The 13,409-nt window shown below is 69.2% G+C and carries 16 protein-coding genes and 1 pseudogene; 8 read left to right on the top strand and 9 right to left on the bottom strand.

Translation table 11 applies throughout. The features are described 5' to 3' along the window. Positions 1–44: 44 nt before the first annotated feature. The 8 genes from ABQE93_RS16740 to ABQE93_RS16705 all read right to left on the bottom strand — a co-directional run bounded on the left by ABQE93_RS16740 (position 45) and on the right by ABQE93_RS16705 (position 6,953). Positions 45–881, bottom strand: coding sequence for a DegV family protein (locus ABQE93_RS16740; protein WP_448408821.1), 837 nt, complete (start codon positions 879–881; stop codon positions 45–47). Next, positions 872–1,603, bottom strand: coding sequence for a diglucosylglycerate octanoyltransferase (octT, locus tag ABQE93_RS16735; RefSeq protein WP_448408822.1), 732 nt, complete (start codon positions 1,601–1,603; stop codon positions 872–874). Before octT ends, ABQE93_RS16740 begins: the two co-directional genes overlap by 10 nt. After that, positions 1,593–2,261: a glucosyl-3-phosphoglycerate phosphatase gene (gene gpgP / locus ABQE93_RS16730; RefSeq protein WP_448408823.1), complete on the bottom strand. Its 669-nt coding sequence runs from the start codon at positions 2,259–2,261 to the stop codon at positions 1,593–1,595. The genes octT and gpgP overlap by 11 nt, the downstream gene beginning before the upstream one ends. Further along, positions 2,258–2,626 (bottom strand): ribosome silencing factor, encoded by a 369-nt coding sequence (rsfS, locus tag ABQE93_RS16725; RefSeq protein WP_448408824.1) that lies wholly within the window; start codon positions 2,624–2,626, stop codon positions 2,258–2,260. The genes gpgP and rsfS overlap by 4 nt, the downstream gene beginning before the upstream one ends. After that, positions 2,623–3,264, bottom strand: coding sequence for a nicotinate-nucleotide adenylyltransferase (gene nadD / locus ABQE93_RS16720; protein ID WP_448408826.1), 642 nt, complete (start codon positions 3,262–3,264; stop codon positions 2,623–2,625). The genes rsfS and nadD overlap by 4 nt, the downstream gene beginning before the upstream one ends. A 90-nt stretch (positions 3,265–3,354) precedes the next feature. After that, a complete protein-coding gene (locus ABQE93_RS16715; RefSeq protein ID WP_448408828.1) occupies positions 3,355–4,803 on the bottom strand; it encodes a vWA domain-containing protein in 1,449 nt (482 codons plus the stop codon). A gap of 10 nt (positions 4,804–4,813) precedes the next feature. After that, a complete protein-coding gene (locus ABQE93_RS16710) occupies positions 4,814–5,689 on the bottom strand; it encodes an AAA family ATPase (protein ID WP_448408830.1) in 876 nt (291 codons plus the stop codon). A gap of 16 nt (positions 5,690–5,705) precedes the next feature. Further along, a complete protein-coding gene (locus ABQE93_RS16705; RefSeq protein ID WP_448408831.1) occupies positions 5,706–6,953 on the bottom strand; it encodes a glutamate-5-semialdehyde dehydrogenase in 1,248 nt (415 codons plus the stop codon). Between the two features lie 165 nt (positions 6,954–7,118). Here ABQE93_RS16705 and ABQE93_RS16700 point away from each other — a divergent pair, with 165 nt between their 5' ends. The 7 genes and pseudogenes from ABQE93_RS16700 (at position 7,119) to ABQE93_RS16670 (ending at position 10,772) form a co-directional block, all read left to right on the top strand. Next, a complete protein-coding gene (locus ABQE93_RS16700; protein WP_448408832.1) occupies positions 7,119–7,994 on the top strand; it encodes a ribokinase in 876 nt (291 codons plus the stop codon). Continuing rightward, positions 7,991–8,827 (top strand): enoyl-CoA hydratase/isomerase family protein, encoded by an 837-nt coding sequence (locus ABQE93_RS16695; RefSeq protein WP_448408833.1) that lies wholly within the window; start codon positions 7,991–7,993, stop codon positions 8,825–8,827. Before ABQE93_RS16700 ends, ABQE93_RS16695 begins: the two co-directional genes overlap by 4 nt. A gap of 43 nt (positions 8,828–8,870) precedes the next feature. Further along, the gene (locus ABQE93_RS16690) at positions 8,871–9,200 is read left to right on the top strand and encodes an ArsR/SmtB family transcription factor (protein WP_448408834.1); all 330 of its coding nucleotides are present in this window, start codon (positions 8,871–8,873) and stop codon (positions 9,198–9,200) included. Further along, positions 9,200–9,811, top strand: a complete 612-nt coding sequence (locus ABQE93_RS16685) for a cation efflux transmembrane domain-containing protein (protein WP_448408836.1) — start codon at positions 9,200–9,202, stop codon at positions 9,809–9,811. Before ABQE93_RS16690 ends, ABQE93_RS16685 begins: the two co-directional genes overlap by 1 nt. Before the next feature lie 12 nt (positions 9,812–9,823). Then, positions 9,824–9,928 (top strand): annotated as a pseudogene (locus tag ABQE93_RS16680) (isoprenylcysteine carboxylmethyltransferase family protein); the annotation flags it as partial. Positions 9,929–10,010: 82 nt separating this feature from the next. Continuing rightward, positions 10,011–10,550 (top strand): YbhB/YbcL family Raf kinase inhibitor-like protein, encoded by a 540-nt coding sequence (locus tag ABQE93_RS16675; protein WP_448408837.1) that lies wholly within the window; start codon positions 10,011–10,013, stop codon positions 10,548–10,550. Positions 10,551–10,586: 36 nt separating this feature from the next. Further along, positions 10,587–10,772, top strand: coding sequence for a hypothetical protein (locus tag ABQE93_RS16670; protein WP_448408839.1), 186 nt, complete (start codon positions 10,587–10,589; stop codon positions 10,770–10,772). Here ABQE93_RS16670 and ABQE93_RS16665 read toward each other — a convergent pair. Then, entirely contained in the window at positions 10,769–12,814 is a 2,046-nt protein-coding gene (locus tag ABQE93_RS16665; protein ID WP_448408840.1) for an NAD(+) synthase, read from the bottom strand. The two genes, ABQE93_RS16670 and ABQE93_RS16665, sit on opposite strands and share 4 nt — an antisense overlap. Positions 12,815–12,857: 43 nt before the next feature. Here ABQE93_RS16665 and ABQE93_RS16660 point away from each other — a divergent pair, with 43 nt between their 5' ends. Next, the gene (locus tag ABQE93_RS16660; RefSeq protein WP_448408842.1) at positions 12,858–13,397 is read left to right on the top strand and encodes a cysteine hydrolase family protein; all 540 of its coding nucleotides are present in this window, start codon (positions 12,858–12,860) and stop codon (positions 13,395–13,397) included. Positions 13,398–13,409 lie beyond the last annotated feature (12 nt).

Genomic DNA, 13,409 nt, shown 5'->3' with positions numbered 1-13,409 from the left:
AAGTCTGCGCTAACGGTAAGCTTGTGTCAACCGTTCGTTGTTACTTACGGATCGACCTGGACGACGATGCCCACCGCCCCGGCGCCCACGTGGATCGACAGCACCGGCCCCATATCGGAGACCGTGAGCGACTCGATCTGCGGCAACCGCGTCGTCAACTCCGCACCGATCGCGTCGGCGCCGTCATGGTTGTCGACGTGGTGCACCGCAACCGCGGCCCGGCCGTCACCGACCACATCGACCACCCGGTCCACCATCGCCGCATGGGCTTTGGTGACCGTGCGGATCCGCTGATCGAGCACCAGCCGCCCGTCGACGTCGAGGCACAGCAGCGGTTTGACGGCCAGCGCGGTGCCCAGCCACGACGCGGCAGCCCGGATGCGTCCGCTGCGGCGCAGGTTGTCGAGGCGGTGCACGACGAGAAACACCCTGCCGCGGTCGCACGCCTCGCGAGCGGCGGTTTCCACGGTGTCGAGGTCCGCACCCGATGCCGCGGCACGCGCGGCGCTCAGCGCGACGAAACCCACACCCATCGCGACCGATCGCGAGTTGATCACCCGCACCGCCGGGCCGAACTCGCGGGCAACCTGCACCGCCGAACTGTACGAGCTGGACAGGGCCGCCGAAAGGTGCACGGCCACAACGCCGTCGCCGCCGCTGTCCTGCAGCGCCTGCCGATAGGTCTCGGCCAGCTCGGCCGGCGTCGCTCCTGCGGTGCTGGCCCGCGGCAACACATGGATGTCGTAGGGCACCTCGTCGACGCCGTCGCGCAGGTCGACCTGGTCGACCAGCACATGCAACGGAACCTGCCGGATCTGCCACTGCTTGAGCTCGTCTGGGTGCAGCCGCGACGACGAGTCCGTGACCACCACTACGGGCACGAGACCCCCGCCTCCACCAATGCCTTGATCATCAGTTCGGCAACGGCCTGATGGCCCTCGAAGTTCCAGTGGATGCCGTCGGGGTTGCCCTGGCCGGCCATCACGTATTCGCCGACGGCCGCCTTGAGGTCGACGAGCGGAACGTCGTGGCGCTCGGCCCATTCGGTGATCGCGCGGACCGTGGGTTCGCGGCCGTGGTGTGCGCGGCCGTAGGTCTCGGCGATGTGCACCGACGGCAGACACGCCACCACCGGTATGCCGGGCCGGTTGAAATCGATGGCGCCGCGGGTCATTTCGAGATACTCCGCCGATAGGTGCCCCGGCAGCGCCGAGCGCGAGACCGGTGAGAGCCGCGGCTGTAGCCAGCCGTAGCCGTCGCGCACCCAGCGCCGCAGCCACGGTGGACGCACATAGCGGATCAGTTCCCGCAACGCGGTCGGCAGCGGTGACGGCAGCGAATCCATCCCGCCGGTCGCGAAGATCACCGCACCGGCCCACGGCAACGCCGCCCACGCCCGCGGATCCTGGGTGGCCGCCCACCACACGTCGCGGCAGGTCCAGCCGATCCGCCCGATCAGCTCGACATCCCAGTCCAGTTGTCGGGCAACGATGTTGGGCCAGATCCGCGGGTCGTCGGCGGGCAGTCCCCCGGCCGGCCCGTAGTAGGACAGCGAGTCGCAGAAGATGAGCAGGGTCGGGCGGGGTGGTGGGTCACAAGACATCGTTGGCAACCTGCGCCGAGGCGTTCCACACATCGAGGCGCCAGCGGATGTCCTCGACGGGGGCATCGGCGTCGCTGTGCGCGGACAGCTGCACCCAGCTGGCGTTGCCCATTCCGCCCAGGATCGGCCAGTTGTCGACCGGCAGCCGCAGCAACGCGGCCGTCAACGCCGCGATCAGTCCGCCGTGGGCGACCAGCACCACCGGCCGTTCGGGCGCCTCAAGGCCCCAGTCGGGCTGGTCGGCGACCAACTCGGTGACCAGCGGCATGGCCCGGGTGGCGACGTCGACGCGGCTCTCCCCGCCGTGCGGTGCCCAGCGGGCATCCTCGCGCCAGGCCAGCCGCGCGCCCGGCGCGACGGCGTCGACCTCGAGGTGCGTCATCCCCTGCCAGTCGCCGAGGTGCGTCTCGCGCAGCCGGGTGTCGACCAGCACCGGCAGCCCGGCGCGGTCCCCCAGCACCACCGCGGTGTCCAGCGCGCGGCGCAGGTCCGAGGACACAACGACCCGCGGCTGACGCTTGGCCAGCACCTCGGCGGCCGCGACCGCCTGCTCGCGGCCCAGCTCCGACAGGTCGGTGTCGAGCTGGCCCTGCATGCGGCTGCCCGCGTTGTACTCGGTCTGGCCGTGGCGCAGCATGACCAGGCGGCGGATCCTCACGTCTGGCCGTCCAGGTCGACGGGTACTTCCGGGCAGTCGCGCCAGAGCCGGTCCAGCGCATAGAAGTTGCGTTCGTCCTCGTGCTGGATGTGCACGACGATGTCGACGTAGTCGAGCAGGGTCCAGCGTCCCTCGCGGGCGCCTTCGCGGCGCGCCGGCTTGTACCCGGCCACCCGCATCTTCTCCTCGACCTCGTCGACGATGGCGTTGACCTGACGCTCGTTGGAGGCCGAGGCGATGACGAAACAGTCGGTGATCACCAGCTGGCTCGAGACGTCGATGACGACGACGTCGTCGGCCAGTTTGGCGGCGGCGGCCCGCGCGGCCACCGTGGCCATCTGGATCGCTTCGTCAGAGGCGCTCATTGCTGCTTTCCCTGTGTCGCTATCGGTGGGGCGGCGTAGAGCTTGCGCTTCGCCACGTACTGAACCACGCCGTCGGGCACCAGGTACCAGATCGGGCGGTTCTGCTCGGCGCGTTGCCGGCAGTCGGTCGACGAGATCGCCAGTGCAGGCACCTCGACGAGGGTCAACGCGTCCTTGGGCAGGTGTTTGCCCGCGGCCGCGATGTGCTCGCCGTCCAGCTCGTAGCCGGGTCTGCTGACGCCGACGAACTTCGCGATCGCGAACATCTCCTCCCAGTTCTGCCAGGACAGGATCGACGCCAGCGCGTCGGCGCCGGTGATGAAGTACAGCTCGCTGTCGGGGTCGAGGGCATGCAGGTCGTCCAGCGTGTCCTTGGTGTAGGTGGGCCCGCCGCGGTCGATGTCGACGCGGCTGACCGTGAACCGCGGGTTGGAGGCGGTGGCGATCACGGTCATCAGGTAGCGGTCCTCGGCTGCGGTGACGTCACGGTGGTGCTTCTGCCACGGTTGGCCGGTCGGCACGAACACCACCTCGTCGAGCTCGAACAGGTCGGCCACCTCGCTGGCGGCGACCAGGTGTCCGTTGTGGATGGGGTCGAACGTCCCACCCATCACACCCAGCCTGCGTCCAGAAGCCACAAGCAGCGAGCTTACTTCTCGCGCCGAGTGTGGGCGCGTGTCACGGTTCCGGCCGCGACAGTGTGCGGGTAACCCACGTTCGCGCCGGACCTAGACGGGCAGCAGCGCATCGATGACCGTCGCCAGCTGTTTGGCCGAGCGGCATTCGTGCATGGGGATGACGTCCTCGTAGCGCGGCACGGCCGAGTCACCGCTGCCCCACAGGTGCCGCGGCTCGGGGTTGAGCCAGTGTGCATGCCGGCTGGAGCTGACCATGTGGGCCAGCAGTTCGGTCTCCGGGTTGCGGTAGTTGTTGCGGCCGTCGCCGAGCACCAGCAGCGAGCTGCGCGGCGACAACACGTTGGGCCAGCCGTCGAGAAACGACACGAACGCGTGGCCGTAGTCGGAGTGCCCGTCGCGGGTGTACACCGCGGCCTCGCGGGTGATGCGCTGCACCGCGACGGCCAAATCGGCGTCTGGGCCGAACAGTTCGGTCACCTCGTCGGTGGTGTCGATGAAGGCAAAGACGCGAACCCGACTGAACTGCTGGCGCAGCGCGTGTACCAGCAGCAGCGTGAAGTGGCTGAACCCGGCGACCGACCCCGACACGTCGCACAGCACCACCAGCTCGGGACGCGCCGGATGCGGCTTCTTGAGCACGACGTCGATCGGCACGCCGCCGGTCGACATCGACTTGCGCAGCGTCTTGCGCAGGTCGATCTCACCGGCCCTGGACCGGCGCCGACGCGCCGCCAGCCGGGTCGCCAACGTGCGCGCGAGCGGCGCGACCACCCGGCGCATCTGGTTGAGCTGCTCGCCCGACGCGCGCAGGAACTCGACGTTCTCGGCCAGCTGCGGCACCCCGTACATCTGCACGTGGTCGCGGCCCAGCTGCTCGGCGGTGCGCCGCTTGGTCTCGGCCTCCACCATCTTGCGCAGCTGGGTGATGCGTTGGGCAGCCATCGCTTTGGCGATTTGCTCCTGGGTGGGCGTCGGCTCGTCACCGTAGGGCGCCAGCAGCCCCGCCAGCAGCCTGCCTTCGAGGTCGTCGAGGTTCATCGCCTTGAGCGCCTGATACGACGAGTACGACGGGCCGCGGCTGGAGTTGTACCGGCCGTAGGCCTCGACGATCTGGGCGATCATCGCGGCCATCCGCTCGTCGAGGTTGGCCAGCTCCTCGTTGTCGGCCAACAGATCCAGCAGCATCGCGCGCATCGCCTCGACGTCCTCGGGCGGCAGGCCGTCCTCGTCCAGCAATGGTTGGTCGTCGTCGTCGAGCAAGACCGTCCTGGCGCCCAGTGCCGCGGGGAACCACAGATCGAACATCGCGTCGTAGGTGTCGCGGTGCTCGGGGCGGCGCAGCACCGCACATGCGATGCCCTCGCGCAGCGCCTCGCGGTTGCCCAGGCCCAGCACCGAGATCACCCGGCCGGCGTCGACGGTCTCCGACGGCCCCACCGAAATCCCTTGTTTGCGCAGCGCTTCGACGAACCCGACCAGGTGACCGGGGATACCGTGGGGCGCCAGCGGCTGCGGCGGACGGGTGCGGCGGACGGCCATCGATGGGCTCCTAGTTCAGGCGGAGTTCGCCGCTTGCCTTGATCTGATCGGACTGGTGTTTGAGCACCACACCCAGCGTGGCCGCGATCGTCGCGTCGTCGATCGTGTCCATCCCGAGCGCCAATACGGTGCGGCCCCAGTCGATGGTCTCGGCCACCGACGGCAGCTTCTTGAGCTGCATCCCGCGCAGCACCCCGATGATGCGGACCAACTCGGCGGCCAGATGTTCGGGGAGTTCGGGCACCCGCGACAGCAGGATGCGCCGCTCCAACTCGGCGTCGGGAAAGTCGATGTGCAAGAACAGACACCGCCGCTTGAGCGCCTCGGAAAGCTCACGGGTGGCGTTGGAGGTCAGCAGCACGAACGGGGCGCGCTCGGCGGTGATCGTGCCCAGCTCCGGGACCGTCACCGCGAAGTCCGACAGCACCTCCAACAGCAGGCCCTCGATCTCGATGTCGGCCTTGTCGGTTTCGTCGATCAGCAGCACGGTCGGCTCGGTGCGCCGGATCGCGGTCAACAGCGGGCGCGAGAGCAGGAACTCCTCGGAAAACACGTCGTCGCGGGTGCTGTCCCAGTCACCCGAACCGGCCTGGATGCGCAGGATCTGCTTGGCGTGGTTCCACTCGTAGAGCGCGCGCGCCTCGTCGACGCCCTCGTAGCACTGCAGCCGCACCAGACCCGATCCGGTCGACTGCGCGACCGCGCGGGCCAGTTCGGTCTTACCGACCCCGGCGGGCCCTTCGACCAGCAGCGGCTTGCCCAGCTGGTCGGCGAGGAAAACCGCGGTGGCCGTTGCCGTGTCGGGCAGATAGCCGGTTTCGGCCAGCCGCCGCGCGACATCGTCGATGTCGGCGAACAGCGGTGCGGGGCGTGCGGGGACAGTCAATGTAGTAACTCCTGATTCAGGCCGGGCGGGTGTGGCCGTCTCCCCACACGATCCACTTGGTTGACGTGAGTTCGGGCAGCCCCATCGGGCCGCGGGCGTGCAGCTTCTGGGTCGAGATGCCGATCTCGGCGCCGAACCCGAACTGCTCACCGTCGGTGAACGCCGTCGACGCGTTGACCATCACCGCGGCCGCGTCGACCTGGTCGGTGAAACGTTGGGCCGCAGCCAGATCGGTGGCCACGATGGCCTCGGTGTGCCCGGTGCCGAACTCGTTGATGTGGGCGATCGCGCCGTCGACGCCGTCGACCACCGCCAGCGCGATGTCCATCGAAAGGAACTCGGCGCGCAACTGGTCCTCCGAGGGGCTGCCGTGCACGGCCACCCCGGCGTCGGAAAGCGCCTTGGTCAACCGCGGCACCGCCTGCTCGGCGATCGCGGCGTCGACGAGCACCGACTCGGCGGCGTTGCACACGCTGGGCCTGCGTGTCTTGGCGTTCAGCAGGATCCGCTCGGCGACGTCGAGGTCGGCCGACTTGTCAACGTAGACATGGCAGTTGCCCACCCCGGTCTCGATCGTCGGCACCGTCGCGTCGCGCACCACGGCGTCGATGAGGCCGGCCCCGCCGCGCGGGATCACGACGTCGACGAGGCCGCGGGCCTGGATCAGGTGGGTGACGCTGGCGCGGTCCTCGCTGGGCAGCAACTGCACGGCGTCGGCGTCGAGCAGTTCGGTCGCCAACGCCGCGCGCAACGCGTCGACCAGGGCGGCGTTGGAGCGCGCTGCGGACGAGCTGCCCCGCAGCAGCACCGCGTTACCGGACTTCAGCGTGAGCCCGAACGCGTCGACGGTCACGTTGGGCCTGCCCTCGTAGACGATGCCGACGACGCCCAGCGGGACCCGCACCTGGCGCAGCTGCAGCCCGTTGGGCAGGGTGCTGCCGCGCAGCACCTCGCCGAGCGGATCGGGCAGCCGCGCGACCTGCCGCAGTCCGTCGGCGATGCCTTCGACGCGGTTCGGGTTCAGCGCGAGCCGGTCGAGCATGGCCTCCGGTGTGCCCGCGGCCCTGGCGGCCTCCAGGTCGGCTTCGTTGGCCGCGAGGATCCCGCTGACGTGCATCAGCACGTGGTCGGCGGCGGTGTTCAGCGCGCGGTTCTTGGTTTCGGTGCTCAGGGTGGCCAGCGCGCGGGCCGCGACGCGAGCGCGCCGGGCGGCGTCGTGGACCTGTTCGCGCAAACCGGGTAGCGAGGGGGCCTGCACAGTCATTACCCCAGCGTATCGAACGGTGTCCGGGCCGTTGGACATGTGTCGGGTAGGCGCGGACGATAGCTCGACCGGTACTTCTACGGCGGAACTCCGACGAGAGGGCCGGATGGGGTGACCTACCGCCGACAGTTGTCAAACCGCACAGCGCTCTTTAACGTCCGGAGAGTGGCGCGGGTGTGCGTAGTGGGCAGCGTGAACCTCGATCTCATCTTCGCCGTGGACGCGCTACCCCGACCCGGCCAGACCGTCCTGGCGTCCTCGATATCGACGTCGCCGGGCGGCAAGGGTGGCAACCAGGCGGTGGCCGCTGCACGGGCCGGCGCTCGGGTGCGCCTGGTCGCCGCGCTGGGCACCGACGCGGCGGCCGACCAACTCCGGGCCCACCTGCGCGCCAACGACGTCGGGCTCGACGGCGTGGTCAGCCTGCCCGGGCCCAGCGGCACGGCCGCCATCACAGTCGACGCCTCGGCCGAGAACACCATCGCGGTGGCCCCCGGCGCCAACGCCGCGCTGAGCGTGGACTCCCCCGAGGCGCAGGCCGTCATCGCCGACTGCGACGTGATGCTGCTGCAATTGGAGATCCCGGTCGCGACCGCCATCGCCGCCGCGCGCACGGCACGCACCGCAGGCGCGGTCGTCATCGTCAACGCCTCCCCGACCGGCGCCAAACCCCACGACCTGCTGACCCTGGCAGGATTGGCCGACGTCGTCGTGGTCAACGAGGCCGAAGCACGCGAATGGCACTGGCCGGTCCCGCACCTGGTGATCACCCGGGGCCGCCGCGGCGCCAGCTATCTCGGCACCGACGAACGGTTCGACGTGCGCGCGCCGACGGTGAAAGCCGTCGACACCACCGGCGCGGGTGACGTCTTCGCCGGCGTGCTGGCCGCCGGCTGGCCGCACGGTCACGAGGACGCGCTGCGCCGCGCATGCGCGGCCGGGGCCCTTGCCACGCTGGTGCCGGGCGCGGGCGACTGCGCCCCCTACGCCGAGGCGATCGACGACGCAGTAACCAACCGGAAGGCAGAAAAACAGTTATGACGACCACCCAGCCGAGCAGCAGCACACCCCGTCCACCCGACGGCGACTGGCTGGGCACCCCGTATCTGCGCTTCACCCGCGAGGGGCCGTTCGGGGTCTGCACGCTGGACCGGCCCGAGGCGCGCAACGCGATGACGCCCGCGATGTACTTCGGCATCCGCTACGCGGTGCGCCACGTCGACGCCGACCCCGACCTGGCCGGCCTACTCATCACCGGCGCCGGCGACGTCTTCGCGCCGGGCGGTGACCTGGGCGGCGGCGACGGCAGCGACAACTGGCTGACGTTCGGTTCGGCGCTGGGTATGGACGTGACGCCGTTCGAGACGCTGCGCCAGTCGGTCAAACCGGTGGTCTCGGCGGTCAACGGGTTGTGTCAGGGCGGCGGCCTACAGATCGCGCTGTGCAGCGATATGGCCGTCGTCAGTGACCGCGCCACGTTCCGGGTGCCCGAACTGCTGCGCGGTATCGCCGACACCTACTACAGCCAGATGCTGACCCGGCTGATCGGGCCGGTGCGCACCCGCGACCTGATGTTCACCGGCCGCACGCTGAGCGCGCAGGAAGCGCTGGACTGGGGCATGGTGGCCCGGGTGGTGCCACACGAGGAGTTGCTCGAGCAGGCCCGCGAGGTGCTCACCCAGTGCGCGCGGACCGCGCCGGGCGCTCGGGGTGTGGTCAAGTCGAGCATCGACAACTATCTCGGGCTGTTCGACCGCATCGGGATGCAGGCCAGCTACTCCTCCCCCGAGGCGGTGGAGGGCTTCCGGTCGTTCAAGGAGCGGCGATCGCCGGAGTGGGTGCACCCCGACCTGCGCGTCGACGGCCGCCTCTAAGGGGTGGGAGGGATAGTACAGCTTAGGCTGTACTATCGAGTGCATGCAGACGGTCACCCACCGCGACGCGTTGGCCCGGTTCGGCTGGGCGCTGTCGGACCCGACCCGCGCCGAGATCCTGCTGATGCTGCGCGACGGCGCCGGCTATCCGTCGGAACTGGCCGACAAGATCGGGGTGTCGCGGCAGATCCTGTCCAACCACCTGGCGTGCTTGCGCGGGTGCGGGCTGGTGGTCGCGCAGCCCGAGGGTCGGCGCAGCCGTTACGAACTCGCCGACGCCCGGATCGCCCATGCGCTCGACGACCTGGTCGGTCTGGTGCTGGCGGTCGACCCGGCCTGCTGTTCGGCGGCTGATTCGCAGGGGTGCTGTTGATGCCGGCGACGACGGCTGCCCGGCGCGACGTCCTGATCCGCCGCGTGCGCCTGTTCGTGGCAGCGACCATCAGCTACAACGTGATCGAGGCGATCATCGCGCTGGCCGAGGGCAGCCGGGTGTCCTCGACGGCGCTGATCGGGTTCGGGCTCGACTCGGCCGTCGAGGTCGCCTCCGCCGCGGCGGTCGCCTGGCAGTTCGCCGCGCCGAATCCGGAGACGCGGGAGAAGGCCGCGCTGCGGTTCATCGCGTTCTCGTTCTTCGCGCTGGCGGCCTACATCACGGTCGACGCGGTGCTGTCGCTGTTCGGGATCGGCGAGGCGGAGCCGTCGCGCATCGGCATCGCGCTCGCCGCGCTGAGCCTGGTCATCATGCCGGTGCTGTCGTGGGCGCAGCGCCGCGCCGGACGCGAGTTGGGGTCGGCCTCGGCGGTCGCCGACTCCAAACAGACGCTGCTGTGTGCGTACCTGTCGGCGATCCTGCTGATCGGGCTGGTTCTCAATGCGTTGCTCGGGTGGTCGTGGACCGATCCGGTGGCCGCCCTGGGCATCGCGGTGATCGCGGTTCGTGAAGGCGTCGAGGCCTGGCGCGGAGATCCGTGCTGCCCATGAAGAGCTGAGGTCATGCCCGTCGTCGCGCTCGTGCTGTTCGGTGTCTTCGCGCTGCTCGGATTCGGTTGGCGCAGTTGGGTTCAGTGGCGACGCACCGGTTCGACGGGCTTTCGCGGTCCCCGGCCTCGGGCGATTTCGGTGCGCTGCATAGCGCTCACCGCTGCTTAGCGCACCGAAACCGCTCATTAGACTGCCGGGTATGGCGATTGTTGGAAAGCTGCTCCGCCGATTCCGCGCAGGCGCACACCGCAGCCCGCTGGCCGCACCGGAGTACGCCGGCGCCGACACCATCGACGTCACCAGCCCGGCGTTCGGCGAGGGCGCCCCGATCCCGCAGAAACACGCCGGGTCAGCCGTCGGCGACAACGTCTCGCCGCCGCTGCGCTGGAGCGGGGTGCCCGCGCCGACCCAACAACTCGCGCTCGTCATCGACGACGTCGACGTACCCGGCCCCAAACCGCTGATGCACACCATCGCGCTCATCGAAGCCGACCGCCGCAGCCTCGACGAGGGCGAGCTCACCACGGGCGCCACCGGCGTGCGCTTCGTCAAGGCGTTCGGCGACTCCTACGTCGGGCCCGCGCCCATCCCCGGTCACGGTGCCCACCACTACCGGTTCATGCTGCTGGCGCTGGACACCAAGGTGGCCGACGACGTGGCCGACCACAAGGCGTTTCTGGCCGCGATCGCCGGTCACGTGCTGGCGCGCGGCGCGCTGACGGGCACCTACGAGCGCTGACCGGACCCGTCATCGGTGCGCGCTACCGTGGACGTGATGGCACGCAGACAGGTGAACACCAAGCAGGAAGCGGGCTGGCTCTGGATGCCGTTGATCATCGGCCTGATCATCGGTGTGACCGTGGCCGCGATGACCGACCAGTGGTGGTGGTCGACGGTCGGGGCGCTGGCCGGTGCGGCCGTCGGCGCGATCGGCGCCGGCAAGCTGCGCCGCAAACGCTAACCCGACTCGGGGATCTCCCGCTCGATCTCGTCGAGCCACACCCGCGCTGACATATCTGACGGCGCGCGCCAGTCCCCGCGCGGCGAGAGTGAACCGCCGTGAGACACCTTGGGCCCGTTGGGCACTGCTGACCGCTTGAACTGGGCGAACGAGTAGAAGCGCTGGGCGAACACCTGCAGCCAGCGCCGGATCTCGTTGAGCGAGTATGACGGTCGCTTTTCCTCCGGGAACCCGGCGGGCCAGTCACCGCGGTCGACGTCGCTCCACGCATGCCACGCCAGAAACGCCACTTTCGAGGGCCGGAACCCGTACCGCAGCACCTGGAACAACGAAAAGTCTTGTAGCGCATAGGGCCCGATCTTGGCTTCGCTGCTCTGGATCTCCTCGTCCTCACCGGTGGGCACCAGCTCGGGGGTGATCTCGGTGTCCAGCACCGACTGCAGCACTTCGTTGACCTCGTCGTCGAACTGGTTTGAGACGACCACCCAGCGGATCAGGTGCTGGATCAGCGTTTTGGGCACTCCGCCGTTGACGTTGTAGTGCGACATCTGGTCGCCGACCCCGTAGGTGGACCAGCCCAGCGCGAGCTCGGACAGGTCGCCGGTGCCCAGCACGATGCCACCGCGCTGGTTGGCCAGCCGGAACAGGTAATCGGTGCGCAGCCCCGCCTGCACGTTCTCGAACGTGACGTCATAGACCGGTTCCCCGCGCGAGAACGGGTGCTCGATCTCCTTGAGCATCAACTCGGCGGTGTCGGAGATGTCGAGTTCGGCGAACGTCACGCCCAGGGCTTCGGCGAGCCGCACCGCGTTGCCCTTGGTGCGGTCCCCCGTCGCGAAACCCGGCATAGTGAACGCGAGAATGTCGCTGCGCGGCCGCTCTTCTCGATCCATCGCCCGCGCGGCGACGATCAGCGCGTGGGTGGAGTCCAGCCCGCCGGACACGCCGAGCACGATCTTCGGATAGTCCAGGGCACGCAGGCGCTGCTCGAGCCCGGACACCTGGATGCTGTAGGCCTCGTAGCAATCCTGTTCCAACCGTTCGGGATCGGACGGCACGAACGGGAACCGCTCGACCTGGCGGCGCAGCCCGATGTCTCCCGAGGGCGGGTCGAGTTGAAACTCGATGCGCCGGAACGTGTCCGGGCTGATGCCGTGGTGAATGCGGTTGTCGTCGAAGGTGCCCATCCGCAGCCGCTCGTTCCGCAGCAGCTCGAGGTCGACGTCGGCGACCGAGCGTCGCTCGCCCTTCGGGAACCGTTCGGACTGCGCCAAACACACCCCGTTCTCCCAGATCATCGTCTGACCGTCCCAGGCCAGATCGGTGGTGGACTCGCCCTCACCGGCCGCGGCGTAGACGTAGGCGGCCAGGCACCGCGACGATGCCGAACGGGCCAGCAGACAACGGTCCTCGGCGCGTCCGACCGTGATCGGGCTGCCGGACAGGTTGGCCACCACCGTCGCACCGGCCAGCGCGGCCTGTGCGCTCGGCGGGATCGGCATGAACATGTCCTCGCAGATCTCGACGTGCAGCACGAACCCGGGCATGTCGACGGCGGTGAACAACAGGTCGGGTCCGAACGGCACGTCGGTGTCGCCCATCCGGATCGCGCCGCGCACGTTGTCGCCGGGGGCCATCTGGCGGCGTTCGTAGAACTCGCGGTAGGTGGGCAGATACGACTTCGGGGCCACGCCGAGCACCTGGCCGCGGTGGATGACCACCGCGGTGTTGTAGACCCGATGCGCGTAGCGCAGCGGCGCACCGACCACCAGCACCGGCAGCAAATCCGCCGATGCCGCGACGACGTCGAGCAACGCATCTTCGACGGCGTCGAGCAGGGCGTCCTGCATGACGATGTCCTCGATCGAATACCCCGACAACGTCAGTTCCGGAAACACCGCGAGCGCGGCGCTGTCGTCGTGGCAGGCGCGGGCGAGTTGCAGCACCGACTCCGCGTTGGCCTGCGGATCCGCGAGGGCGGTGTGGTGTGTGCAGGCGGCCACGCGCACGAACCCGTGCCGGTACGCCGAGTAGAAATTCATGCTTCATTGTTGCCCGAAACCCGAACCGGGTATGCAAGAGCCCATGAGTGACACCGCTGTGCTGGTCATCGACATGATGAACACCTACCGGCATCCCGATGCCGAAAAGCTGAGCCCGCACGTCGCGGAGATCATCGATCCGCTGGCCGATCTGGTCTCGCGGGCCCGGGAGCGCGACGACGTCGAGCTCATCTACGTCAACGACAACTACGGCGATTTCACCGCTGAGTTCAGCGACCTCGTGCAGTCGGCGCTCGACGGTGACCGGCCCGACCTGGTCGAGCCGATCGTCCCGCAAAAGGGGTGCCGGTTGATGACCAAGGTCCGCCACAGCGCCTTCTACGCCACTTCGCTGGCGTATCTGTTGACCCAGCTCGAGCCGCGGCGGGTGATCCTCACCGGCCAGGTCACCGAGCAGTGCATCCTCTACACCGCGCTGGACGCCTACGTGCGGCATTTTCCCGTCGTCGTCCCACCCGACGCGGTGGCCCACATCGACCCCGAGCTCAGCGACGCCGCGCTGACCATGATGCGCAGCAACATGGACGCCGAGATTCTCAGCGCGTCCAAGTGCTTGGACTAGCCCCGTACCCTC

This window comes from Mycolicibacterium sp. XJ662 (assembly GCF_053484035.1).
The sequence above is the reverse complement of the archived record's forward strand: the minus strand, read 5'-3'. Positions and strand labels throughout refer to the sequence as shown.

Bases quoted from the DNA above. Each gene is read 5' to 3' on its own strand.
- octT (WP_448408822.1), bottom strand. From the start codon at position 1,603: ATGTCTTGTGACCCACCACCCCGCCCGACCCTGCTCATCTTCTGCGAC.
- rsfS (WP_448408824.1), bottom strand. From the start codon at position 2,626: ATGAGCGCCTCTGACGAAGCGATCCAGATGGCCACGGTGGCCGCGCGG.
- ABQE93_RS16715 (WP_448408828.1), bottom strand. From the start codon at position 4,803: ATGGCCGTCCGCCGCACCCGTCCGCCGCAGCCGCTGGCGCCCCACGGT.
- ABQE93_RS16705 (WP_448408831.1), bottom strand. From the start codon at position 6,953: ATGACTGTGCAGGCCCCCTCGCTACCCGGTTTGCGCGAACAGGTCCAC.
- ABQE93_RS16695 (WP_448408833.1), top strand. From the start codon at position 7,991: ATGACGACCACCCAGCCGAGCAGCAGCACACCCCGTCCACCCGACGGC.
- ABQE93_RS16690 (WP_448408834.1), top strand. From the start codon at position 8,871: ATGCAGACGGTCACCCACCGCGACGCGTTGGCCCGGTTCGGCTGGGCG.
- ABQE93_RS16685 (WP_448408836.1), top strand. From the start codon at position 9,200: ATGCCGGCGACGACGGCTGCCCGGCGCGACGTCCTGATCCGCCGCGTG.
- ABQE93_RS16675 (WP_448408837.1), top strand. From the start codon at position 10,011: ATGGCGATTGTTGGAAAGCTGCTCCGCCGATTCCGCGCAGGCGCACAC.
- ABQE93_RS16670 (WP_448408839.1), top strand. From the start codon at position 10,587: ATGGCACGCAGACAGGTGAACACCAAGCAGGAAGCGGGCTGGCTCTGG.
- ABQE93_RS16665 (WP_448408840.1), bottom strand. From the start codon at position 12,814: ATGAATTTCTACTCGGCGTACCGGCACGGGTTCGTGCGCGTGGCCGCC.
- ABQE93_RS16660 (WP_448408842.1), top strand. From the start codon at position 12,858: ATGAGTGACACCGCTGTGCTGGTCATCGACATGATGAACACCTACCGG.